The 22,381-nt window shown below is 71.0% G+C and carries 23 protein-coding genes and 1 tRNA gene; 18 read left to right on the top strand and 6 right to left on the bottom strand.

The window, feature by feature from the left end; translation table 11 throughout:
* The first annotated feature begins 27 nt into the window (after positions 1-27).
* On the top strand, positions 28-2,400 hold the full coding sequence (locus ADK67_RS00970) for a tetratricopeptide repeat protein (protein ID WP_053714412.1): 2,373 nt from the start codon (positions 28-30) through the stop codon (positions 2,398-2,400).
* Between the two features lie 10 nt (positions 2,401-2,410).
* On the opposite strand, the gene ADK67_RS00965 is transcribed toward ADK67_RS00970, so the two are convergent.
* Entirely contained in the window at positions 2,411-3,043 is a 633-nt protein-coding gene (locus tag ADK67_RS00965) for a response regulator transcription factor (RefSeq protein ID WP_231647958.1), read from the bottom strand.
* A 334-nt stretch (positions 3,044-3,377) separates the two neighbouring features.
* On the opposite strand from ADK67_RS00965, the gene ADK67_RS00960 reads away from it, so the two are divergent.
* The 6 genes from ADK67_RS00960 (at position 3,378) to ADK67_RS00935 (ending at position 8,062) form a co-directional block, all read left to right on the top strand.
* Positions 3,378-4,892 (top strand): sodium:solute symporter family protein, encoded by a 1,515-nt coding sequence (locus ADK67_RS00960; protein WP_053714410.1) that lies wholly within the window; start codon positions 3,378-3,380, stop codon positions 4,890-4,892.
* 92 nt (positions 4,893-4,984) lie between these two features.
* The gene (locus tag ADK67_RS00955; RefSeq protein ID WP_053714409.1) at positions 4,985-5,371 is read left to right on the top strand and encodes a hypothetical protein; all 387 of its coding nucleotides are present in this window, start codon (positions 4,985-4,987) and stop codon (positions 5,369-5,371) included.
* A gap of 30 nt (positions 5,372-5,401) precedes the next feature.
* A complete protein-coding gene (locus tag ADK67_RS00950) occupies positions 5,402-6,196 on the top strand; it encodes a class I SAM-dependent methyltransferase (protein WP_053714408.1) in 795 nt (264 codons plus the stop codon).
* A 58-nt stretch (positions 6,197-6,254) separates the two neighbouring features.
* Complete coding sequence (locus ADK67_RS00945; RefSeq protein WP_053714407.1) at positions 6,255-6,704, top strand: MarR family winged helix-turn-helix transcriptional regulator; 450 nt, start codon at positions 6,255-6,257, stop codon at positions 6,702-6,704.
* A complete protein-coding gene (locus ADK67_RS00940; protein ID WP_053714406.1) occupies positions 6,701-7,090 on the top strand; it encodes a DUF5313 family protein in 390 nt (129 codons plus the stop codon). The genes ADK67_RS00945 and ADK67_RS00940 overlap by 4 nt, the downstream gene beginning before the upstream one ends.
* 21 nt (positions 7,091-7,111) lie before the next feature.
* Positions 7,112-8,062, top strand: a complete 951-nt coding sequence (locus tag ADK67_RS00935) for a phosphotransferase family protein (RefSeq protein WP_082403124.1) — start codon at positions 7,112-7,114, stop codon at positions 8,060-8,062.
* On the opposite strand, the gene ADK67_RS00930 is transcribed toward ADK67_RS00935, so the two are convergent.
* Positions 8,059-8,532, bottom strand: coding sequence for a GNAT family N-acetyltransferase (locus ADK67_RS00930; protein ID WP_053714404.1), 474 nt, complete (start codon positions 8,530-8,532; stop codon positions 8,059-8,061). The genes ADK67_RS00935 and ADK67_RS00930 overlap by 4 nt on opposite strands.
* Before the next feature lie 173 nt (positions 8,533-8,705).
* Positions 8,706-8,776: transfer RNA gene (locus tag ADK67_RS00925), tRNA-Gly, on the bottom strand.
* Between the two features lie 69 nt (positions 8,777-8,845).
* Here ADK67_RS00925 and dcd point away from each other — a divergent pair.
* Positions 8,846-9,427, top strand: coding sequence for a dCTP deaminase (gene dcd / locus ADK67_RS00920; RefSeq protein ID WP_053714403.1), 582 nt, complete (start codon positions 8,846-8,848; stop codon positions 9,425-9,427).
* On the opposite strand, the gene ADK67_RS00915 is transcribed toward dcd, so the two are convergent.
* Complete coding sequence (locus tag ADK67_RS00915) at positions 9,424-10,416, bottom strand: cation diffusion facilitator family transporter (RefSeq protein ID WP_053714402.1); 993 nt, start codon at positions 10,414-10,416, stop codon at positions 9,424-9,426. The genes dcd and ADK67_RS00915 overlap by 4 nt on opposite strands.
* Before the next feature lie 113 nt (positions 10,417-10,529).
* Between ADK67_RS00915 and ADK67_RS00910 the strand changes: the two genes are divergently transcribed.
* Together ADK67_RS00910 and ADK67_RS00905 are read left to right on the top strand one after the other, a co-directional pair.
* Positions 10,530-11,825: a hypothetical protein gene (locus tag ADK67_RS00910; protein ID WP_053714401.1), complete on the top strand. Its 1,296-nt coding sequence runs from the start codon at positions 10,530-10,532 to the stop codon at positions 11,823-11,825.
* Between the two features lie 34 nt (positions 11,826-11,859).
* The gene (locus ADK67_RS00905) at positions 11,860-12,243 is read left to right on the top strand and encodes a phage holin family protein (protein WP_053714400.1); all 384 of its coding nucleotides are present in this window, start codon (positions 11,860-11,862) and stop codon (positions 12,241-12,243) included.
* Positions 12,244-12,313: 70 nt separating this feature from the next.
* On the opposite strand, the gene ADK67_RS00900 is transcribed toward ADK67_RS00905, so the two are convergent.
* Complete coding sequence (locus tag ADK67_RS00900) at positions 12,314-14,587, bottom strand: (Fe-S)-binding protein (protein WP_053714399.1); 2,274 nt, start codon at positions 14,585-14,587, stop codon at positions 12,314-12,316.
* A gap of 140 nt (positions 14,588-14,727) precedes the next feature.
* Between ADK67_RS00900 and ADK67_RS00895 the strand changes: the two genes are divergently transcribed.
* From ADK67_RS00895 to ADK67_RS00880, 4 genes are all read left to right on the top strand, one after another.
* Positions 14,728-15,060 carry a DMT family transporter gene (locus ADK67_RS00895; RefSeq protein WP_053714398.1) on the top strand — a complete coding sequence of 111 codons (333 nt, stop codon included), beginning with the start codon at positions 14,728-14,730 and terminating at the stop codon, positions 15,058-15,060.
* Entirely contained in the window at positions 15,047-15,580 is a 534-nt protein-coding gene (locus ADK67_RS00890; protein ID WP_053714397.1) for a TetR/AcrR family transcriptional regulator, read from the top strand. Before ADK67_RS00895 ends, ADK67_RS00890 begins: the two co-directional genes overlap by 14 nt.
* Positions 15,581-15,603: 23 nt before the next feature.
* Positions 15,604-16,173 carry a hypothetical protein gene (locus tag ADK67_RS00885; protein ID WP_053714396.1) on the top strand — a complete coding sequence of 190 codons (570 nt, stop codon included), beginning with the start codon at positions 15,604-15,606 and terminating at the stop codon, positions 16,171-16,173.
* Positions 16,174-16,425: 252 nt separating this feature from the next.
* A complete protein-coding gene (locus ADK67_RS00880) occupies positions 16,426-17,211 on the top strand; it encodes a DUF4097 family beta strand repeat-containing protein (protein WP_053714395.1) in 786 nt (261 codons plus the stop codon).
* On the opposite strand, the gene ADK67_RS00875 is transcribed toward ADK67_RS00880, so the two are convergent.
* A complete protein-coding gene (locus ADK67_RS00875) occupies positions 17,208-17,771 on the bottom strand; it encodes a DUF5655 domain-containing protein (RefSeq protein ID WP_053714394.1) in 564 nt (187 codons plus the stop codon). The two genes, ADK67_RS00880 and ADK67_RS00875, sit on opposite strands and share 4 nt — an antisense overlap.
* A 169-nt stretch (positions 17,772-17,940) precedes the next feature.
* Between ADK67_RS00875 and dnaK the strand changes: the two genes are divergently transcribed.
* Genes dnaK through ADK67_RS00855 form a run of 4 tightly spaced genes read left to right on the top strand, consistent with a single transcriptional unit; the run spans position 17,941 to position 22,180 of the window.
* Positions 17,941-19,806, top strand: coding sequence for a molecular chaperone DnaK (dnaK, locus tag ADK67_RS00870; protein WP_053714393.1), 1,866 nt, complete (start codon positions 17,941-17,943; stop codon positions 19,804-19,806).
* Entirely contained in the window at positions 19,803-20,564 is a 762-nt protein-coding gene (grpE, locus tag ADK67_RS00865; RefSeq protein ID WP_053714392.1) for a nucleotide exchange factor GrpE, read from the top strand. Before dnaK ends, grpE begins: the two co-directional genes overlap by 4 nt.
* Positions 20,565-20,582: 18 nt before the next feature.
* Positions 20,583-21,755, top strand: a complete 1,173-nt coding sequence (dnaJ, locus tag ADK67_RS00860) for a molecular chaperone DnaJ (protein ID WP_053714391.1) — start codon at positions 20,583-20,585, stop codon at positions 21,753-21,755.
* Positions 21,752-22,180, top strand: a complete 429-nt coding sequence (locus ADK67_RS00855; RefSeq protein WP_053714390.1) for a heat shock protein transcriptional repressor HspR — start codon at positions 21,752-21,754, stop codon at positions 22,178-22,180. The genes dnaJ and ADK67_RS00855 overlap by 4 nt, the downstream gene beginning before the upstream one ends.
* Positions 22,181-22,381: the final 201 nt, after the last annotated feature.

Here is a 22,381-nt window from a genome sequence, read left to right as displayed (position 1 = left end):
GACCAGCGTCTCCCCTATCGTTGGCCGGTGCCGTCCAAGCCCGACGTCAACCGGGTGGAGAACGCCGTCGTCGGTGGTCACGCCATCCAGGTCGGCCACGTCCACGGAGACTTCGTGCTCGGCGCCCCGCCTGAGGCCGTGCCCCGCCCCACCCCGGTCCCCGTCCGCGAGGCAGACCCGGTGCGGCTGGGGGTGCACCGGCCGATCAGTGTCGGCTCCGACACCTCGATGCCCCACTACGTGCCGCGCGACGTCGACGTCCGGTTGCGCGTGCTGATCGCGGACGCGGCCGAGCGCGGTGGGTTCGTGCTGCTGGTCGGCGGATCGTCGGTGGGCAAGACCCGGTCGCTGTTCGAGGCCGTCCGGGAAGTCGTGCCCGACCGGTCGTTGGTCCAGCCGGCGGCGGCGCGCGGGCTGGACGGCCTCGACCGGGTCGTCCTCTGGCTGGACGAGCTCCAGTCCCACCTCGACGGCGAGCACGGCCTGAGCGCGCCGGTGGTGCGGGGCCTGCTCACCAGGCAGGTGATCATCGTCGCGACGCTGTGGCCCGACTACTACGACGCCTACACCGAGCAGGGCAAGTCCTTGGAGGACCGGTACGCGAACGAGCGGGACGTGCTCAAGCTGGCGGAGGTCGTGCACGTCGGCGCGGCGTTCACCACCGCCGAGCGCTCGCGTGCGGAAGCCACCGCGCCACAGGACGAACGGCTGCGCGTCGCCCTGGCGTCCCGGGACTTCGGTCTGACCCAGGTGCTGGCCGCGGCTCCCCAACTCGTGCACCGGTGGGAGAGCGCCCACCCGTACGCACGAGCCGTCATGACGGCCGCCCTCGACGCCACCCGGCTGGGCGTGCGCTCGCCCCTCACCGCCGACTTCCTCGAAGTGGCGGCATCCGGTTACTGCACGCCGGCGGAGCGCGCCTCCGCGCCCGCGGACTGGTTCCGGCGGGCGCTGGACTACGCGACCAAGCGCCAGCTCGGCGCCACCGCGCCGCTGGTGGCCGTGGGCGAGGCGATGGGTGTCGTCGACGGCTACCGGGTCGCCGACTACCTCTTGCAGCACGCCGACCGGACGCGCCGCGGGACCGCGCCGCCGGAGGTGTTCTGGGACGCGTGCGCGTCGCACGTCATGGACGACGCCGACGCGGCCAGGCTCGGTAGTGCGGCCTTGGAGCGGCATCTCCACCGGTTCGCCCGCACCCTGCTCGACCGGGCCGCGCGGACCGGCCTGCTCTCGGCGATGCACAGCCTGGTGGAACTGCACCGCACGACCGGCGACCGGGTCGGGGCCGCCGACGTGATCGGCCGGCTCGTCGCCTCCGACCAACCGGACGCCGCCCTGTACCGGATGCTCGTGGACGCCTGGGACTTCGACGAGGTGGCCCGCTTGGCGGCGGAGGGCAACGAGTACGCCGTCGGTCACCTCATCGAGTACGGCGATCCCGAGTACGCCAGCGAGCTGCTGCTGGAGACCTTCGACCCGGAAAAGCCGTGGTGTTGGCGGAAGCTGGCCGAGCTGTACGAAGAAGCCGGGGAAGCGGACAAGGCGATCACGACGCACGAGGTGCTCCTGGCGCGCGGCGCCGACGAGGAGATCGGTGCTTTCGCCGAACTGCTCAAGCAGGAGGGCCGGCTCGACCGGCTCCGCGAGCTGACCGACGAGGGCTACTTCTACGCCGCGTGCGCCCTTGCCCAGGCATTGGAGGAGAAGGGCGATGTCGGAGGAGCTCTGGAAGTCCTCCACGAGTTCGCCGGCCTCGGCGACCGCGAGGTCGACTGGGTCTTGGCGGACCTGCTCGCCCGTCGCGGCGACCTCGACGAACTGGTGGCGCTGGCCGAGGAGGGCGTGGGCAGCGCGGCCCATGAAGCCGCGAAGTTGTTGGTCGGCAGGGGGAGGCGGGCCGAGGCGGTCGCGCTGGCGAAGCGGTTCGGCGAAGCCGGCCACCCGGTCGACGTGGCGGCCCTGTCCGGCGACCCGGCCGACCGGGAGGTGGTGCGGGCGTTGGCCGACGAGGGCGACGAGCGGGCCTCCGGGTTCATGGCCGAGCAGGCGCTGGAGCAGGGCGACCTGGACGCGGCGATCCGGTACGCCGAGGTTGCGGCCACCTACACGATCTCCAGTGACCTCGTGGAAGCGCTGGTCGAGGGCGGTCGGGTCGACCGTGCGCTGGACTACCTCCGGTCGAAGGTCGAGGCCGGGGGCGGCGGCCTGTCCTCGTTGCTCAACTCGTTGCTCCGAGAGCACGGTCGTGACCGCGAGCTGCGCGCACGGATCAGCGCAGGCGACCAGTGGGCCTGGCTCCCCCTGCACGAGCTGTTGGTCGAGCAGGGCCGGACCGCGGAGGCCAAGCGCCTGCGCGAGTTCGGCCTGACTCCCGACGGCGAGGTCGCCACCGGCTGAGCCGCCGGCGTCAGGCCAGGCGGACGGCCCCGCTGGACAGCAGCCCGGCCTGGTAGGCGAGGGACACGGCGTGCGTCCGGTCGCGGGCGCGGAGCTTGCGCAGGATGTTCTTCACGTGGGTGCGCACGGTCTCCACCGAGACGTACAGCTCGTTCGCGACGGCCTGGTTCTCCATGCCGTCCGCGATGAGCTGCAGCACCTCGTACTCCCGGCGGGACAGCGACCGGCGCGTCCCGGCCTCGGCGGTCGGCGTGAAACCGGCGGCCAGGGGCGCGAGCGTCGGGTCCAGGTACGTGCGCTCGGTGTGCGTGCGGGCGATGGCCTGCAGCACGTCGTTGACACCGCCTTCCCGCGGCACCATCCCGCGCACGCCCGAGCCCAGCGCCGAGCGCACGAACTTCGCCGTCCGGTGCGGCTCGCGCACCAGGGCGACCACGACCAGGGACGGGTCGTTGCCCGTCAGCAGCGTGGCCAGGTGGCCCTGAGGGTCGAGGGCGGAGTCCACCACCAGCACGTCGGGTCGCAGCCGTTCGTGCAGCCGCACGGCCGTGTGCAGTTGCCCGGTGGCGCCCAGCCAGTGCATGGCGGGCGTGCGCCGGACCACGGCGGCGAGTCCTTCGCGGAACAGGGGCACGGGGTCCACGAGAGCGACCCCCGGCCCGTGGGCTGGGGCGGAGGTGCGCCGATCCCCGCCTGGCACGAGCGGACGCACGTTGACACCGGTTCGCATACGGGTGCGACCACCTCGGGGACCAGCCATGACGCGGTTTTCCCGAACTACTTTCCGTAGAAGCGCACTTCAAAACAGGTCATGTATGTGAACAACAGTCACGAATGTGACTCAATGACCGTCCGCAGCCTTCCGCCGGGCGCAACAGCCTCGTAAGACGTACGTCACACACCCATGTGGGACGCCGCGCACCGCCGCCGCTCGAACACGCGCTGCCACCCGTGGGCCGAACACTTGTGGAGGCCTCATGGAAACCCTCGACTGGGTCGTCGTCGGTGGGTACTTCTTCGTGATGGTGGCGATCGGCTACTGGTCACGCGGGCGCATCAAGAACATCGCCGACTTCTTCACCGCGGGCGGCAAGATGCCCTGGTGGCTGTCCGGCATCTCGCACCACATGTCCGGTTACAGCGCGGTCATGTTCGTGGCCTTCGCCGCCGAGGCCTACCGCCTCGGCCTGACCGTCTACATCTGGTGGGCGCTGACGATCGGTGTCGGTGTCGGCATCGGCGCGTTCCTGTGGGCGGGCACGTGGAACCGGCTGCGCTCCAAGCACGGCGTCAAGTCGCCGCTGGAGTACCTGGCCCGGCGCTACAACGTGCCGACCCAGCAGATCATGGCGTGGGCGGGCGCGGCGCTGAAGGTCGTGGACATCGCGGCCAAGTGGGTCGCGGTGTCGCTGCTGCTCCAGGGTTTCGCGGGCGTCCCGATCTGGCTGGGCATCACGATCGTCGGCGCCGTCACGATGGTCTACTCGGTGCTGGGCGGCCTGTGGGCCGACGCGCTGACCGACTTCGGCCAATTCATCATCCAGGGCGCGGCGGGCATCGCGATGTTCGTCGCGGTCGCCGCGCACTTCGGCGGCATCGACTTCATGTGGACGATCTGGGACAAGCTGCCCGAGTCGCACTCCGAGCCGCTGTCCGGCAACTACACGCTGATCTTCTTCATGGCGCTGTTCCTGATCAAGACGCTGGAGTACAACGGCGGCATGTGGAACCTGGCGCAGCGCTACATGGCCGCGCCGTCGGGCGCCGCGGCCAAGCGGTCCGCGCTGCTGTCCAGCGTGCTGTGGCTGGTGTGGCCGCTGGTGCTGTTCTTCCCGATGTGGGCCGCGCCGCTGATCGTGCCGGGCATGGAGGCCAACGCCGAGCAGGCGTACGTCGAGATGGGCAAGCTCATGCTGCCCGCGGGCATGATCGGCCTGGTGCTGGCCGGCTTCTTCTCGCACACCATGGCGATGGTGTCCTCGGACGCCAACGTGATCTCCGCGGTCATCACCCGGGACATGCTGCCCAGGCTGTGGAAGGGCGTGAAGCGGCTCAGCGAGCCCGCGCAGCTGCAGCTGGCGCGGATCACCACGTTCGCGTTCATCGGGCTGAGCATGACGATCGCGTTGACGGCGGACACCAAGGGGTTCGTGCTCAAGGTCGTGATCGCCTTGGTGGCGGCCACGATGGGCCCGATCGCGATCCCGTTGATGCTGGGCATGCTGCCGTGGTTCAAGAAGGTCGGCCCGACCGCGGCGACCAGCTCGGTCATCGGCGGTCTCGGCACGTGGGCCGTGCTGTACGTGCTGCAGCAGAACAAGGTCGAGTTCGTCACCCAGGCGGTGATCGTGTCCTGGCCGCTGCTGGTGTCGCTGGTGCTGTACCTGCTGATCGGCCTGGTCATCAAGCCGGAGCCGTCGGCGGAGCGGTCGGCGCTGGTCGACTCGCTGCAGTCCGACAGCGACGACGAGAAGGTGCCCACGCGCGCCTGACCGTGCGCGAAATTGCCCTGTGGGCTGCGTTGCCCTGTGTGATGGGTCATCTCCGCTGTGCGGGCGCCGTGGTGCGCCCGCACAGTGGGGTGATGGACGGGTGGCGACCGCGGGACGAGGCCGAGTCGGCCGCCGGGTGGCGGCTGTGGCTCGCGCTGAGCGGACGGCTGTGGCCGTCGGACGAGTGGGACGGCACACCGGCGGCGGCCGTCGGCGGGCTGCGCGCGGTGCTGGCGGAGTGCGCCGGGATCCGCGGCGCGTACACCGGTGACCAGGCGGCGGCGGTGCTGCGGCTGGTCGACTCCGTGGTGTTCGTGCTGAGCCTGCCGGTGGAGCTGTGGCGGGACGACGGGCTGCCGGTCGACGTGGACCGGGCCGCGTTGCTGCACAGCGACCTCGCGGGTGTGGTCGAGCACCTCGCCGAGGTGCGCCTGGTGCTGGCGCGCGGTGGCGGCTGGGCGGAGCTGGAAGCCCGGTAAACCGATTGCCCCTGCTCATACGGTCGAAAGATGGACCAGGAGATCAGGGAGTTCTACGCGCAGGGCTTCGAGGAGGACCGGCTGCGCGTCGGCGGGAACGGGCGGTTGGAGTTCCTGCGGACGCAGGACGTCGTGCGGCGGTTCGTCGGCGAGCGCAGTCGGGTGCTGGACGTCGGCGGTGCGACCGGCGTGCACGCGGGCTGGTTGGCGGAGGACGGGCACGACGTGGTCGTCGTCGACGCGATGCCGTCGCACGTGGAGGTGGCCGGCGCGCTGCCCGGGGTGACCGCCGTCGTCGGCGACGCCCGTGACCTGCCGGTGGACGGGCCGTTCGACGTGGTGCTGCTGCTCGGGCCGCTCTACCACCTGGCGGAGCGGGAGGACCGGCTGCGGGCGTGGCGGGAGGCGTGGCGCGTGGTGCGGCCCGGCGGTGTGGTGCTCGGCGCCGTGATCGGGCGGTTCGCGTCGCTGCTCGACGGGCTGCGCAAGGACTTCGCGCTGGACCCGCGGTACCGGGGCGTCGTCACGCACGCGATCGAGACCGGGCGGCACCTGCCGCCGGCGGACACGCCCTGGTTCACCTCCGCGTACTTCCACCGGCCCGGGGAGGCGGCCGAGGAGGCGCGGGAGGCCGGGCTGGACGCCGTCGGGACGTTCGCGCTGGAGGGCGTCGCGTGGGTGCGGTCCAACGCCGACCTCGACGCCGCCTTCGCCGACCCGGAGTTGTTGGACTACCTGATGTGGGTGCTGCGGCAGGTCGAGCAGGAGGAGTCCGTGCTGGGCGCGTCGTCGCACCTGATCACCGCCGCGCGGCGGCCCGGGTGAGCCGTGTGGTGACCGTCGCGGTGCGCTGACCGGCCGTCCGGGCATAGTGTGGGTGCTAATGATTAGTGCACAAAACGTCGAGGACCCGCTGGACCTGGAACGGCAGGTCTGCTTCGCGCTGTCCATCGCGTCCCGGAACGTGGTCGCCGTCTACCGGCCGCTGTTGGAGCCCATGGGCCTGACCCACCCGCAGTACCTGGTGATGCTGGCGTTGTGGGGTCGCGCGCCGCTGTCGGTGAAGGAGCTGAGCCGGTTGCTGGCGCTGGAGCCCGCGACGCTGTCGCCGCTGCTCAAGCGGCTGGAGGCGATCGGGTACGTGACGCGGTCGCGGGCCGCGGCGGACGAGCGGCAGCTCGCCGTGACGCTGACCGGGGAGGGCGTCGCGCTGCGCGAGCGCGCGTTGGCGATCCCGCCCGCGGTGGTGGAGCGGCTCGGCATGTCGCTGGACGAGCTGCGCGACCTGCACGCCGTGCTGACCAGGGTGATCGCCGCGACGGAGCGGACGTGAAGCCGTCCGTGCCGCTGCGGGTCTGGTACCTGCTCGGCGGCCGGCTGCCCCAGCGGCACCGGGAGTGGGTGTTCCGGCAGGCGACCAAGCCGACGTGGCTGGCCTGGTTCACCGCGCGGATGTTCCTGCAGGTGCTGCCGCTGACGGTGGCGATCACGCTGGCGCTGGTGCTGGGCCTCGGCTCCCCGTTGCCGCTGGCGATCGCGTGCGGGTCGTTGGGGCTGGTGGTCGGCGTGTACTTCGGTGTGTCGTACGCGATCGAGAGCACCGACCACCGGATGACGAAGTACGGCTACCCGGCGGGCGCGGCGGCGGCGGTGCGCAAGGAGCGGACGGCGCGTGACCAGGAGCGTTACGAGCAGGTGTGGCGTTCGTCGGACAACTGACTTCGAGGGGGGTGCGCAGGCGTGCGGTGGCAGAGGGCGGTGGCGGCGGCGTTCGGGCTCGGTGACGTGGTCGAGCCGTGGACGCCGGTGGCGGGCGGGCGTTCGCACCTGGTGTGGCGTCTGCGCACGTCACGGGGCACGTGGGCGGTCAAGCGCCTGAACAGGTCGCGGGAGGACTGGTGGCTGCGCGACTACCTGGTGGCCGCGCGGGTGCAGCTGGACGCCTGCGAACGCGGCTTCCCCATGCCGCGCCCGGTGCACCCGCTCGAACCGGCCGCGCCGCTGCTGGCGGACGTGCGCGTCGGTGACGAGGTCGGCAGCTACCTGGTGCACGAGTGGCACGACGGCGGGCCGTTGACAACGGACGTGTCGGAGTGGGTCGGCACCACCCTGGCGGCACTGCACCACCGGGCGGTCGACGTGACACCGGACGGGCCGCCGCACCCGGTCGAGGAGTGGCGCGAGTGGCTGGACGAGGCGCCGAACGACTTCACCTCCGCCGTCCGCGCCTACCTGCCGGACGTCGCCGAGGCCCGGTCCATCGCCACGGCCGCGCACGACTTCACCCCGGTCGACACGCACCGCGACGTGAAGCCGGACAACGTCCTGCAGACCCCCACCGGCCCGTTGCTGCTGGACTGGGACAGCGCGGGCCCGGATTACGCGGAGTGGGAACTGACCCGTGCGGCGATCTACTTCAGCCGACTGGGTGAGGACCGTGCCGCGTTCGACCGGGTGATCACGTCCTACGAGACCGCCGGCGGCCGCCGACCCCCGGCGTCCCCGACGTCGTTCGCGGGCCTGCTGCGCGTCTACCTGGGCGGCGCGGCGTGGATGGTGTGGCGAGCCCTGGGCCACCGCCCCGTGACGCCGGCCGAACGCGCGGCGTCGCACACCCACGCCCTCGAACTGCTCGCCGACCTGCGCACGTCCCTGGCTCACCTGGACGACTGGACCACCCGCCTCCGCTAGTCGAGACGCAGGACGGTCTCCTCGATCTCGGCGTTCCTGGCGGGCGCGTAGGAGACCTCGGTGCCGGTGATCGTGAAGCCCACCTTCCGCAGGACCCCGAGCGAGCCGAGGTTGTCACTGGCGGCGCGGGCGTGCAGCGGCCGGACCGCGACCGTGCCCAGGAACAGGGCCAGCGCTCGCCCGGCGACTCCCTGACCCCAGGCCGAGCGGTCGATCCAGAAGGTGATCTCGGTGTCACCCTCCATGACGAAGCTGGAGATGCTGCCCACGAGGCGCCCCCCGAGCGTCACCGCGCGCAGCGTGATGTCGGGAGACGCCCTCAGCTTCGCCATGTGGGCGTCGAACGCCGCGCGGTCGTCGGGGTCCTTCGCGGTGAAGGCCGCCATCCGCACCGACTCGGGGTCCCGCATCTGCTCGAACAACCCGTCCAGGTCGCCATCCTCAACCGGCCGCAGTGCCACCTCTGCCACGGTTCTCCCCCTCGTCCGACCTGCCCGGGCCCGCGGGGGAACGTAGCAGCGACCTCCGACAATCCCGGCGCGCCGGACCGGCCTCACGGCTCTGGCGGACGCAAGGGACGGTGACGCTCTGGCTGGAGCACGACGAAGGCCCAGGTCAACGTGACCTGGGCCTTCGCGCTACGAGCGGGTGACGGGAATCGAACCCGCCTCTACAGCTTGGGAAGCTGTCGTTCTACCAATGAACTACACCCGCGTGCCGCGGCACCGATCATACACACAGCCGGTGGCGGGGTGGTCCAGTGCTGTCACCTAGGCTGTGCCTGTGCTGCTCAGTGACCGCGATCTGCGGAAAGAGGTCGAGTCCGGCCGGTTGGTGCTGGAGCCGTTCGACGACGTCATGGTGCAGCCGTCCAGCATCGACGTCCGACTGGACCGGTTCTTCCGCGTCTTCAACAACACCCGGTACACGCACATCGACCCCGCGATGCAGCAGGACGACCTCACCTCGCTGGTCGAGCCGGCCGACGACGAGCCGTTCGTGCTGCACCCCGGCGAGTTCGTGCTCGGCTCGACCTACGAGCTCGTCACCCTCCCCGACGACCTGGCGGGCCGGCTGGAGGGCAAGTCGTCGCTGGGCCGCCTCGGCCTGCTCACGCACTCGACGGCGGGCTTCATCGACCCCGGCTTCTCCGGCCACATCACGCTCGAGCTGTCGAACGTCGCCAACCTCCCCATCACGCTGTGGCCGGGCATGAAGATCGGCCAGCTGTGCCTGTTCCGGCTCAGCAGCGCGGCCGAGTTCCCGTACGGCTCGGCCCAGGCAGGCTCCCGCTACCAGGGGCAACGCGGTCCGACGCCGTCCCGCGCCTACCTGAACTTCCACCGCACCGACACCAAGCGCTAGAGCTTCAGGTCCCCGTACCTGGCCAGCACCCGCGACCTCAGCTCCGGGTCGGTCCGCGGCACGGGCTCCAGGAACACCTCGTCCAGCTCGTCGTGCGCGGCACGCAGCTCGGCGTCGATCCGCACGCACGCCCGCTCCAGGTCGGCCGCGCCCAACGCGTCGTCGAAGTCGAGCCGCGCGCACACCAGCACGCGGTCCGTGCCGACCGCCATCGTCAGCAGGTCCACCACCTGCTCGACCTCCGGCGCCTCCCGCAGCCGCGACCACACCGCCCGCACCAGCACGGGGTCGGCCTGCCTGCCGATCAACAGCCCCCGGTTGGTCGACGCCAACGTGTACGCGGCGAACGCGAGCAGCACGCCGATCGCCAACGACGCCACGCCGTCCCACACCGACGACCCGGTGAGGTGGTGCAGCCCCAGCCCGCCGAACGCGAGCACCAGCCCGACCAGCGCGGCCGAGTCCTCCAGGAACACCGTCTTCACCGTCGGGTCGTCCGACACCCGCAGGAACGCGAACACCGACCGCTCCTCGGCCCGCGCCCCGCGCCGCACCTGCCGCACCGCCTGCGTCCACGACACCGACTCCAACGCGAACGCGATGGCCAGCACCACGTACCCGACGACCGGGCTGCCCTGCTCCTCCGGCGCGCCGAACACGGTCCGGAACCCCTCGTAGAACGCGAACACCGCGCCGGACACGAAGATCGACACGGCGGCGAGCAGCGACCAGAAGTACCGGTCCTTGCCGTACCCGAACGGGTGTCTGCGGTCGGCGGGCCGGGCCGACCGGCGCAACGCCGTCAGCAACAGGGCCTCGGTGAACGTGTCGGCGACCGAGTGCGCCGCCTCCGCCATCATCGCCGCCGACCCGGTGATCACCCCGGCGATCGCCTTCATCACCGCGATGGCGAGGTTCACCGCCAGGGCGAGCAGGACGGTGAGCGTGCTCTCGCCGCCCTTCGGCCGCTTGGACCGCTCAGCTGCCATGCGCCGACGTTAGGCCGCACCGCCGAGGTCCGCCCGCTGTGACCGCCGTCATGAAACGATCATGGACGGCCCGGCGACGTCGAGGTGACAGTCTTTCTTGGGGGGAATTCCGGGTGCGCAACCTGACTGGCCGTGTCGCGGCCCTTCTCGCGGCCGTGGGCGTGGCGGCGCTCGCGAGCCCGCCGGCGGTGGCACAGGAGGACACCGTCACGCTGGCGGGCCTGGTGTGGTTCGACCGCGACGCCGACGGCGTGGTCGACCCGGGCGAGCCGCCGCTGGTCAACCGCCTGCCGGTGGAGGTCTACAACGCCGCCACCAAGGCGTTCATCGGCGAGTACGGCACCGACGCGAACGGCCGCTACCTGGCCGAGGGCCTGCCGGACGTGCCGCTCGCGATCTACAACCGCAACGCCGGGATCTTCGAGGCGACGACCGCGGCGACGGTCAACCCCCTGAACGGCGGCGGCACGGTCGACTTCGGCGTGCGCGGCGGGACCGTGCGCGGGTTCTCGTTCAACGACGCCAACCGCGACGGCGTGCGGCAGACGCACGAGCAGGACGTGCCGGGCGGGCCGACGGTGCGGCTGATCCACGGCATCGTGGACATCGCGCCCGCGACGCGCGGCGTGCGGGGCGAGTACGAGTTCACCGACGTGCCGATCGGCTCGGACGGGTCGGTCGTGGCCGACACCGTGCCCGAGCTGAAGCTGGCCGCGCCGGCGACCGAGCACGACGTCGACCCGGCGACCCGGCAGAAGAAGATCGTGGTGCGCGCGGGCGAGACGACCCGCGTGGACGTCCGCTACACGCACCTGGACGCCGACTTCGTGGCCGGCACGCCTCGCTTGGAGCCGGCGAAGGACGCCTACCGGTTGGGTGACGTCGTCACGCTGGTCGTGCCGGTGACCAACCGGGGCGAGGCGCCGGACAACCCGGAGATGGTGGTGTTCGGGTCGACGCCGGAGTTCATCCGGGCGGGCGACGGGGTCACCGTGATCTCGCCCGGCCAGGAGTTCAGGCTGAACGGGCCGATGGCGGTCGGCGAGACCGTGGACGTGCGGCTGGAGTACCGGCTGGACGACCCGGCGTTCGACCGGTTCCACCTGCTCATCCGGCACGCCTCGGCGCTCGGGCACCGGGAGACGAACTTCCAGGACAACCACGCGGTCGTGCCGCTGAAGTACACGACCGGCGAGCAGACCACGTCCCCGCCCACGTCGACCACCTCCCCGACCGCGCCGACGACCACGACGTCGACCACCGCTCCGGCCGTGGTTCGGGTGGCCGACGGCGGCAGCGGGTTGGCGAGCACGGGGGCGGCGCCGTTGCCGCTGTTGGCGATCGGCGGCCTGCTGCTCGGCGGAGGCGCGTTGGCCTTCTTGGCGGCACGCGGGCGTCGCCGCGCCTGACCCGTTCGGACGACCGCTGCCGTTAGCCTGCGGCATGGGCATTTTGGTGCACGTACTGCTGACGGCGGTGGCGGTCTGGGTCGCCACGCTCATCCCGGGCATCGACCTGGAGGCGGGCGCGTCGACGCCCGCGAAGATCGGCACGCTGATCGGCGTCGCGCTGCTCTTCGGCTTGGTCAACGCGGTGGTCAAGCCGCTGGTGAAGTTCTTCGGCTGCCTGTTCTACCTGGTCACGCTGGGGTTGATCGGCCTGGTGGTCAACGCGCTGCTGTTCTGGCTCACCGGCTGGCTGGCGGGCGAGCTGGGCCTGCCGTTCGACGTCACCGGCTTCTGGCCCGCGTTCTGGGGCGCGATCATCGTCGCCCTGACGAGCTGGGTCCTGAACCTCGTGTACGACCGCGTCACCGACCGCGACTGACCTGTACAGACCCGATCACGACAACGCCCCCCGGTCCGAACAGGACCGAGGGGCGTTCGTCCACAACCGACTAGTTCGACGAGGCCTTGTCCTCGTCCGGCAACGGGGTGCCGGTCGGGGTCTCGTCCGTCGGGATGTCGCCGCGCTCCAGCGCCTGGCCGCGGCGCACGGACGTCAGCAGCAGCTGCGCCACGTCCACGACCTCGACGTGCGAGCCCGCCGCGCCCTCGTTCTGCCGGGCCGTCACGCCGTCGGTCAGCATCACGCGGCAGAACGGGCAGCCCGTCGCGATCTTCGACGGCGCGGTGCCCAGCGCCTCGTCCACGCGGTCGAGGTTGATGCGCTTGCCGATCCGCTCCTCCATCCACATGCGAGCGCCGCCGGCGCCGCAGCACATGGAACGCTCCTCGTGGCGCGGCATCTCGCGCAACGTCGCCCCCGACGCGCCGACCAGCTCGCGCGGCGCCTCGTAGACCTTGTTGTGCCGGCCCAGGTAGCACGGGTCGTGGTAGGTGACGTCCTCCGCGACCTCCGCCACCGGCACCAGCCTGCGCTCGCGCACCAGCCGGTTGAGCAGCTGCGTGTGGTGCACGACCTCGAACTGGCCGCCGACCTGTGGGTACTCGTTGGCCAGCGTGTTGAAGCAGTGCGCGCACGTCACGACGATCTTGCGCTGCCCCGGCCCGCGACCGTCGAACACGGTGTTGAGCACCTCGACGTTCTGCTGCGCCAGCATCTGGAACAGGAACTCGTTGCCCGCGCGCCGCGCCGGGTCGCCGGTGCAGGTCTCCTCCGGCCCGAGCACGGTGTACTTGACGCCCGCGGTGTGCAGCAGCTCGGCCACCGCCCGCGTGGTCTTCTTCGCCCGGTCCTCGAACGCGCCCGCGCAGCCGACCCAGAACAGGTACTCGGCGTCACCCAGCTCGCCGTCGAACACCGGCACGTCGAAGTCGAGGCCGTCGACCCACGCCAGGCGGTCCTTGGCGTTCTGGCCCCACGGGTTGCCCTTGTTCTCCAGGTTCTTGAACATGCCGCCGAGCTCCGACGGGAAGTTCGACTCGATCAGCACCTGGTAGCGGCGCATGTCGACGATGTGGTCGACGTGCTCGATGTCCACCGGGCACTGCTCGACGCACGCGCCGCACGTGGTGCACGACCACAGCACCTCGGGGTCGATCACGCCCAGCTCTTCCGCGCCGGCGACCAGCGGGCGCTCGGACTCGGCCAGCGCCAGCACGTCGATGGACTCCAGGCGCTTCTTGTAGTCCTCGTACTTGTCCTCGGTCAGGCCGACCTCGTCGCCCGCCATGTCCTTGCTGCCGCCGGCGAGCAGGTACGGCGCCTTGGCGAACGCGTGGTCGCGCAGCTGCGTGATCACGAGCTTCGGCGACAGCGGCTTGCCGGTGTTCCAGGCGGGGCACTGGGACTGGCAGCGACCGCACTCGGTGCAGGTGCTGAAGTCCAGCCAGCCCTTCCAGGAGAAGTCCTCGACCTTGCCGACGCCGAACACGTCCTTGTCGGGGTCGGCTTCCTCCAGGTCGAGGACCTTGCCGCCGCTCATCATGGGCTTCAACGCGCCGAGCGCGACGCCGCCGTCGTCCTCGCGCTTGAAGTAGATGTTGAAGAACGCGCTGAACCGGTGCCACGCCACGCCCATGGTGAGGTTCTTCGACACCACGATCAGCCAGATCATGCCGGACAGCAGCTTGGTGAACGCCATGATCGAGACCCAGTCGGGGCTCGCGGGCAGGAGCTGCGCCAGCGGCGCGGTGACGAACGACGTCCACAGCGGCGGGTCCTCCAGGCCGGAGGCCTGCTTGAACGCCTTCACGCCGAGGATGCCGAGGCCCTCGATGATCACGACCGCTTCGACGAAGTACGCGGCCTTGAAGTCGGAGCCCGCGAACCGGGAGACCCGGTCGGCGCGGCGCGGGTGGTTGAGCTGGCGGATGATCGCCAGCGCGACGCCGCCGACCACGGTGCCGATGCCGAGGAGTTCCACCAGCAGCAGCCACACCGACCACGTGCCGATGATCGGCCAGTGGAAGCCGGGGTAGAACATCTCGCCGTAGGCCTCGAACAGCACCGCGGAGCCGATCAGGAAGCCCCACATCACCATCCAGTGCCACGGCGCGACCTTGCGGAACTTGGCCATCCTGGTGTGCGCGACGAACTCGACGACCAACGTGCGCAGGCGCGGCACGAACGGCCCGTTGCGGGTCGCGTCCGGCTGGCCCAGGCGGATGATCTTGATCATCCGCAGCACACCGGCGACGAACAGACCCCAGGCGAACACGCTGACGGCGACGCCGATGGCGCCGAGGGTGAGCTGGAGGGCTCCCATTGTGGTGGCGGCCTTTCTCGTCCGTTCTCCTGGCTGGGCAGCCTACGCCCGATTACTCACCGGTAACCACTTGGACGTGGCCGATCGCATAGGGCCGGTAGACTAGTGGAACAACTGTTCAACTTGTTTGGGGGCGAGACGTGCTCGTGTACCTGGCGCTGGCCGTGGCGATCATCGGCGAGGTCACCGCCACCGTGTTCCTCAAGCTGTCCGAGGGCTTCACCAAGCCGATCCCGTCGATCGTCGTCATCGTGGGGTACGTGGTGGCGTTCGGCGCGTTGAGCAAGGTGCTGCAACTGGGCATGCCGATCGGGGTGGCGTACGCGATCTGGTGCGCCTTCGGGATCGCGGCGGTCGCGAGCATCGGCGTGCTGGTGTTCAAGGAGCCGGTGAACGCCACGATGGTGGTCGGGCTGCTGCTCGTGATCGCCGGCGTGGTGGCCATCGAGGTGGGCAGCGGTGCCGCCGCCTGACGGCAGGCGGGTCCGCGGCGACCGGCGTCGGCGGGAGATCCTGGCGGCCACGCTGCGGGTCGTCGAACGGGACGGCGTGGCGGGGGTGAGCCACCGGTCCGTGGCGCGTGAGGCGGGCGTGCCGACGACGTCGACGACCTACTACTACGCGACGCTGGACGAGTTGCTGATCGCCACGCTCACGTGGTCGGCCGAGGAGATGGCCGCGAGCTTCCGCCAGGTGTCCCTGACGCCCGCGGCGGTGGCGCGGTTCATCGCCGACGCCGCCGGCCCGCACCGGGGTCGCACGCTCGCCGAGTACGAGCTGTACCTCCTGGCGGCCCGCCGGCCGGAGCTGCGCGCGGCGGCCCGGCGGTGGATCTCGCTCATGGCGGAGGTGGCCGGTCCGCGCGACCCGGTGGCGCTCCGGGCGGTCCTCGCGGGGCTCGACGGGCTCCTGATCCAGGCGTTGATCGCGGATTTCCCCCCAATGGCGGAGGATTTGGAGCCCGTCGTGTCCCTTCTGATGCTTGGCGGATGACCTTCACGCGGGACACTGGTGGCATGAGGTTCGCCGGTCGTGAGTCGTGGCAGGTGTCGCACGGGACGAGTCAGACGGTCAACACCGCGCTGTTCGTCCGTGACACGCTCGCGCTCTCGGTCGAGACCGTGCCCGAGCTGCCCGGGCTGGACCCGTCGGTGCCGGTCGTGGTGCCGTCGGGGATCGACCGCGCGGGCGCGGCGGAGGAATGGCTCGGCTGGTGGGCCGACGTGCTCGACCACGCCAGGGCCGAGCTGGCGGGCGGCTCGCCCGCGGACCCGGCCGGCGCGTCGTTGCAGATCCGGCCCGCGCTGCGGGCGGCGGTGCTGGCGCTGGCCCCGGCCGCGGCCGAGTACGACCAGCGGTACGTGACGTCGCGGGGCGCGTTGCCGATCGGCGAGGTGGTGCGCGGGGTGGAGGGCAGGCTCGGGCGGTACGTGAAGCCGTTCCGGCTGGTGATCACCGAGGTGCCGGTGCAGGGCATGGTGTGGGAGCGGATGACGGACACGCACGTCATCGCCTCGCAGCGCTTCCTGGTCGACCCGGCCCGCTCCGCCCCGGCCCTGCGCGCCGTCGTCGAATCCCTGGCCTGACCTCCGAGAGTCCTACGTTCACCCCGCGCGTGTCCTACGTTCAGAACGCGCGTGTCCTACGTTCAGAACGCGCGTGTCCTACGTTCAGAACGCGTGAATTCAACGCTCAGGACACACCACCGCGCTGACGGTTCGCTGACCGGAGGGGTAGGGACAGCCCCCGTATCGGGTCGGGGGCCTTCCTGGTGGGCCGGTCGGCCCGGTACCCCTAACTTGGATCTCGACATCTTGACGCCTGATGAGGGGGCAGCGGTGGTTAAGCGGATCGCGTTGACGGTCGGTGTGGCGGTGGCCGCGGCGCTGGCGCTCACGTCGTGCGTGCGGCTCGTCCAGAACGGCTTCGACGACAAGCACTCGGTGTCCGACCAGGTGACCGAGGTGAGGCTCCAGAACGGCTCGGGTGACGTGACCGTCCGCAGCAAGGACGGCGCGACCGAGACCGAGATCCGCCGTCGCGTCGAGTACCCGAAGGGCTCGGACAAGCCCGGCGGCGTCTCCCACCGCCTGGAGGGCGCCACGCTCGTCCTCGACGGCTGCGGCAGCGGGTGCTCGGTCAGCTACGAGGTGACCGTTCCCTCCAAGGACGTCAAGATCACCGGCCGGAACAACTCCGGCGACGTCCTCCTCGAACGCGTGGCGAGCGTCGACGTCGAGGTCGGCTCCGGCCGCACGACGGTCCGCGAGGTCGCGGGCGCGGTCAACATCGACAACGACTCGGGCGACCTCGACGCGAACACCGTCGGCGGCGACTTCGTCGGCCGGGTCGGCTCCGGCAGCACCCGGCTGGCGGGCATGGGCGGCTCGGTCACCATCGACGCCGACTCCGGCGACGTGGACGTGGCCATGACCACCGTCAGCTCCTTGCGCGCCGACGTGGGCAGCGGCAGCCTGGACGTCACCGTCCCGCAGGGCGCCTACAAGATCGACGTGGACGCCGGCAGCGGCGACAAGAAGATCGACGTCAAGAACGACCCGAACGGCGCCGCCGAGCTGTACCTGCGCGCCGGCAGCGGCGACGTGACGGTCCGCGCCGCCTAGGCGTTCTGCTCGTACGCCGCCACCAGCAACGCCTCCACCTCGCCGTCCACCTCGTCGGCCCCGGTCAGCGACACCTTGTGCGTCGCCTGGCCGGGGCCGCCAGGCGTCAACCGGTCGCTGTCGGGCGCGGTGGTGAACCGCAGGCCCAGGTCGACCCGCGACGCCAACGCCTGCACGGCCGCGAACTGCCGCCCCCGCACGAACGGCACGTAGGTGGCCCGCCCCTCGGCCCGCACGTCCTCGCCCAGCCCGAGCGCCAGCGTCGCGATCCGGTCGAACAGCGGTCGCAGCGCCGCCTTGCGCCCGGTGTACTGCGACTCGACGTGCTCGGCGAACGTCGGCTCGGCCCACCCCGCCCGCCGCGCCGCCGCGTCCGCGATCGTCCACTGCGAGTTCTGCTTCACCCCGTGCACGTCCCGCAGCCACGCCCGGACGGCCTTCCGGTCCACCGGGTCGAGCGGGCTCGCCTCGACCAGCGCGACCCATTCGTCCAGCGTGCGGCCGGTGCGCGCGAGCATCGACGCGGTGACGGCGGCCATCATGTCGGCGGGTGACTCCATGTGGACGAGTGTCCCGGATCACCCCTCGTCGGGAACACCGCGACACCGCCGTCCGTTGGACAGGCAGAAAGATTGAGCCGGGTGGACTCAAGTCCATCGGCGCCGGCTAAACTTGAGCCGGTACCGCTCAACGCGGGGCTCTCACACACGCACTACCAGGAGGAATCCAATGGCGCGAGCGGTCGGCATCGACCTGGGGACGACCAACTCCGTCGTCGCGGTTCTCGAGGGTGGCGAGCCGACGGTGATCGCCAACTCCGAGGGGTCGCGCACCACACCGTCCATCGTGGCCTTCGCCAAGAACGGCGAGGTGCTCACCGGTCAGCCCGCCAAGAACCAGGCGGTGACCAACGTCGACCGGACGATCCGGTCCGTGAAGCGCCACATCGGCACGGACTGGCGGACCGACGACGTCGACGGCAAGAAGTACACGCCGCAGGAGATCAGCGCGCGCGTGCTGATGAAGCTCAAGCGCGACGCCGAGGCCTACCTGGGCGAGGAGATCACCGACGCGGTGATCACCGTCCCCGCCTACTTCGAGGACGCCCAGCGCCAGGCCACCAAGGAGGCCGGCCAGATCGCGGGCCTCAACGTGCTGCGCATCGTCAACGAGCCCACCTCCGCCGCCCTGGCCTACGGCCTCGACAAGGGCGACAAGGAGCAGACCATCCTGGTCTTCGACCTCGGTGGCGGCACGTTCGACGTCTCGCTGCTCGAGCTCGCCGAGGGCGTCGTCGAGGTCAAGGCGACCTCCGGTGACAACCACCTCGGTGGTGACGACTGGGACCAGCGGATCATGGACTGGCTGGTCGAGCGGTTCAAGCAGACCAACGGCATCGACCTGACCAAGGACAAGATGGCGTTGCAGCGGATCCGCGAGGCGTCCGAGAAGGCGAAGATCGAGCTGTCCAGCTCGAACAACGCCTCCATCAACCTGCCCTACATCACGGTGGACGCGGACAAGAACCCGCTGTTCATGGACGAGACGCTGTCCCGGGCCGAGTTCCAGCGCATCACCAACGACCTGCTGGAGCGCACCCGTGCGCCGTTCAACAACGTGATCAAGGACGCCGGCATCAGCGTCGGCGACATCGACCACGTGGTGCTCGTGGGTGGTTCCACCCGCATGCCCGCGGTGGCCGAGCTGGTCAAGGAGCTGACCGGCGGCCGTGAGCCGAACAAGGGCGTGAACCCGGACGAGGTCGTCGCGATCGGCGCCGCCCTCCAGGCCGGTGTGCTGAAGGGCGAGGTCAAGGACGTCCTGCTGCTCGACGTCACCCCGCTGTCCCTGGGCATCGAGACCAAGGGCGGCGTGATGACCAAGCTCATCGAGCGCAACACGACGATCCCGACCAAGCGCTCGGAGATCTTCACCACCGCCGACGACAACCAGCCGTCCGTGCAGATCCAGGTGTTCCAGGGCGAGCGCGAGTTCGCCCGGGACAACAAGAAGCTCGGCATGTTCGAGCTGACCGGCCTGCCGCCCGCGCCGCGCGGCGTCCCGCAGATCGAGGTCACCTTCGACATCGACGCGAACGGCATCGTGCACGTGTCCGCGAAGGACATGGGCACGGGCAAGGAGCAGCGGATGACGATCACCGGCGGCTCCGCGCTGCCGAAGGACGACATCGAGCAGATGATCAAGGACGCCGAGGCGCACGCCGAAGAGGACAAGCGCCGCCGCGACGAGGCCGAGGTCCGCAACCAGGCCGAGACGCTGGTCTACCAGACGGAGAAGGTCCTCAAGGAGAACGAGGACAAGCTCCCGGCCGACGTCAAGGAGAAGGTCACCGCGGCCCTCGCCGAGACCACCGAGGCGCTCAAGGGCGAGGACATCGCCAAGGTGCGCGCCGCGGTGGAGAAGCTGGCCACGGAGTCCCAGGCCATCGGCCAGTCCCTGTACGCCAACTCCGCACCCACGGCCGACGCCGCGGGCGCCGCCGGTGGTGCCGCCGGTGGTGCCGCCGCCGGCGACGCGCCGAAGGCCGACGACGTCGTGGACGCGGAGATCGTCGACGAGGACGAGAAGAAGTGACCCAGCCCCAGCAGCCCGAGGAACAGCCCCACGTGGTGGTGCACGACCGCAGGCGCATCGACCCGGAGACGGGTCAGGTGCGGCAGACCGACGAGAACGCGCAGGCCGAGGCGTCGCAGGGTGACGCCCCGGTCGCGCCGGACGCCGACGCGGCCGGTTCGACCGGTGTGCCCGAGGCGGGCACGGAGGGCGGCGGCAAGCACGCCGCTCCCGAGCCCGCGGACGAGGCGCCGGCCGTGGCCGTCGACCCGTCCGTCGAGCTGAAGGCGCAACTGGACGAGCGGACCGCCGACCTGCAGCGGCTCACCGCGGAGTACGCCAACTACCGCAAGCGCGTCGAGCGCGACCGGGAACTGGTGATCACCACGGCCAAGGCGCAGGTGGCCGGCGAGCTGCTCGGCGTGCTCGACGACATCGAGCGGGCCGGCACGCACGGCGACCTCACCGGCGCGTTCAAGGCGGTGGCCGACAAGCTGGTCGGCGCGCTGCACGGCACCGGCCTCGAGCCGTTCGGGCACGAGGGCGAGGAGTTCGACCCGTCCGTCCACGAGGCCGTCCAGCACGGCACGTCGCCGGACGTCAGCGGGCCGACCGTCACCGCCGTGCTGCGCCGCGGCTACCGGTTCGGCGAGCGCGTGCTGCGGCCCGCGCTGGTCGCCGTGACCGACCACGAGCCCGCCGCCGAGCAGCCCGTGGTCGACGGTGACGTGGTCGAAGAGGCAGTCGAGAAGCCGGCAGAAGAGCAGCAGCAGGACTGAGAAAGGGGGCGGCGTCCGTTGAGCGCTCGCGACTGGATCGAGAAGGACTTCTACCGCGAGCTGGGCGTCACCTCCGACGCCTCGGCCGACGAGATCAAGAAGGCGTACCGGAAGCTGGCGCGGGAACTGCACCCCGACGCCAACCCCGGTGACGCCAAGGCCGAGGCGCGGTTCAAGGCGGTGTCCGAGGCGTACGGCGTGCTGTCGGACACCGCGAAGCGCAAGCAGTACGACGAGGCCCGCCGCCTCTTCTCCGGAGGCGGCGGGTTCCCCGGCGGGTTCGGCACCGGCAGCGGCGGGTTCGACGTCGGCGACCTGTTCGGCCGCCAGGGCGCGCAGCAGCCCGGTGGCATGGGCGGGCTCGGCGACCTGCTCGGCGGCCTGTTCAACCGGCGCGGCGGCACCTCGACGTCCGCGACCAGGCCGCGACGCGGCGAGGACGTCGAGACCGACGTCCGGATCGACTTCACCGAGGCCGTCAAGGGCGCGACCGTGCCCATGAGACTGTCCAGCCCGGCGACCTGCGGCACGTGCGCGGGCTCCGGCGCACGTCCCGGCACGTCGCCGCGGACCTGCACGAACTGCGCCGGCGCCGGCCTGGTCACCCGCAGCCAGGGCGCGTTCGCGTTCTCCGAGCCGTGCGCCGACTGCCGGGGCACCGGGCGGATCGTGGACGACCCGTGCCCCGAGTGCGCGGGCGACGGCGTGAGCACCAAGACCCGCACGTTGACCATCCGCATCCCGCCGGGCGTCGACGACGGCCAGCGGATCAGGCTGGCCGGGCAGGGCGAGCCGGGCCGCAACAACGGCCCCGCCGGCGACCTGTTCGTGCTGGTCCACGTCAACCCGCACCCCATCTTCGGCCGGTCTGGCAACGACCTGACCGTGACCGTGCCGGTGACCTTCCCCGAGCTGGCGCTCGGCACCACGTTGACCGTGCCGACGCTCGAGGGCAAGGTGACGTTGAAGGTTCCCGCGGGCACGGCCAGTGGTCGCGTGCTGCGGGCCAAGGGCAAGGGCATCGCGCGGCGTGACGGCCAGGTCGGCGACCTGCTCATCACGCTGAACGTCGCGGTGCCGAACAACATGGACGCCGAAGCCCGGGAGGCGTTGGAGAACTACGCGTCGGCCACGGCGAAGCACGACCCGCGCGCAGAGCTCAACGCCCTGTTGGAGAAGAGGTCGGTGTGAGCTTCCCGTTCCCGCCCGGCACCGACGAGGACACCCCGTTCTTCGTCATCTCCGTGGCGGCCCAGCTGTCGGGTCTGCACGCGCAGACCCTCCGTGCGTACGACCGGCTCGGCCTCGTGTCGCCGGGCCGCACGTCCGGCGGCGGGCGCCGGTACTCGATGCGCGACATCGTGCTGCTGCGCGAGGTGCAACGCCTGTCGCAGGAGGAGGGCGTCAACCTCGCGGGCGTCAAGCGGATCATCGAGTTGGAGAACGAGGTCGGCGCGCTGCGCGCCAAGGTGCAGGAACTGACCGAACAACTGGCCTCCGCCATGGCCGCGGCCGAACACGCCGCCGCCTCGGTGCACGCGTCGTACCGCCGTGACCTGGTGCCGGTGCGGCACGAGACGGCCCTGGTCGTCTGGAAGCCGAACTCCAAGCGCTGAGGCCTGGAGGGTCGCCCAATGGGGTGATCATGTCGCGAATATGTACGGAAACACTGTTCCCGTACCTCGGTTAAGCATGAGGAACCCCGCGCCGCCAACCCCCACCGCTCCAAACCCCCCACCACCCGAACCCCACCGGCCGGGACACCCCACCGGCCGGGACACCTCACCGAACTGGCCGACCCGCGCCAGACTGGACCC

The organism is Saccharothrix sp. NRRL B-16348, from assembly GCF_001280085.1.
In the GTDB taxonomy this organism is placed as follows: Bacteria; Actinomycetota; Actinomycetes; order Mycobacteriales; family Pseudonocardiaceae; genus Actinosynnema.
The sequence above is the reverse complement of the archived record's forward strand: the minus strand, read 5'-3'. Positions and strand labels throughout refer to the sequence as shown.

Bases quoted from the DNA above. Each gene is read 5' to 3' on its own strand.
- ADK67_RS00960 (WP_053714410.1), top strand. From the start codon at position 3,378: ATGGAAACCCTCGACTGGGTCGTCGTCGGTGGGTACTTCTTCGTGATG.
- ADK67_RS00955 (WP_053714409.1), top strand. From the start codon at position 4,985: ATGGACGGGTGGCGACCGCGGGACGAGGCCGAGTCGGCCGCCGGGTGG.
- ADK67_RS00950 (WP_053714408.1), top strand. From the start codon at position 5,402: ATGGACCAGGAGATCAGGGAGTTCTACGCGCAGGGCTTCGAGGAGGAC.
- ADK67_RS00945 (WP_053714407.1), top strand. From the start codon at position 6,255: ATGATTAGTGCACAAAACGTCGAGGACCCGCTGGACCTGGAACGGCAG.
- ADK67_RS00915 (WP_053714402.1), bottom strand. From the start codon at position 10,416: ATGGCAGCTGAGCGGTCCAAGCGGCCGAAGGGCGGCGAGAGCACGCTC.
- ADK67_RS00905 (WP_053714400.1), top strand. From the start codon at position 11,860: ATGGGCATTTTGGTGCACGTACTGCTGACGGCGGTGGCGGTCTGGGTC.
- ADK67_RS00900 (WP_053714399.1), bottom strand. From the start codon at position 14,587: ATGGGAGCCCTCCAGCTCACCCTCGGCGCCATCGGCGTCGCCGTCAGC.
- ADK67_RS00885 (WP_053714396.1), top strand. From the start codon at position 15,604: ATGAGGTTCGCCGGTCGTGAGTCGTGGCAGGTGTCGCACGGGACGAGT.
- ADK67_RS00875 (WP_053714394.1), bottom strand. From the start codon at position 17,771: ATGGAGTCACCCGCCGACATGATGGCCGCCGTCACCGCGTCGATGCTC.
- dnaK (WP_053714393.1), top strand. From the start codon at position 17,941: ATGGCGCGAGCGGTCGGCATCGACCTGGGGACGACCAACTCCGTCGTC.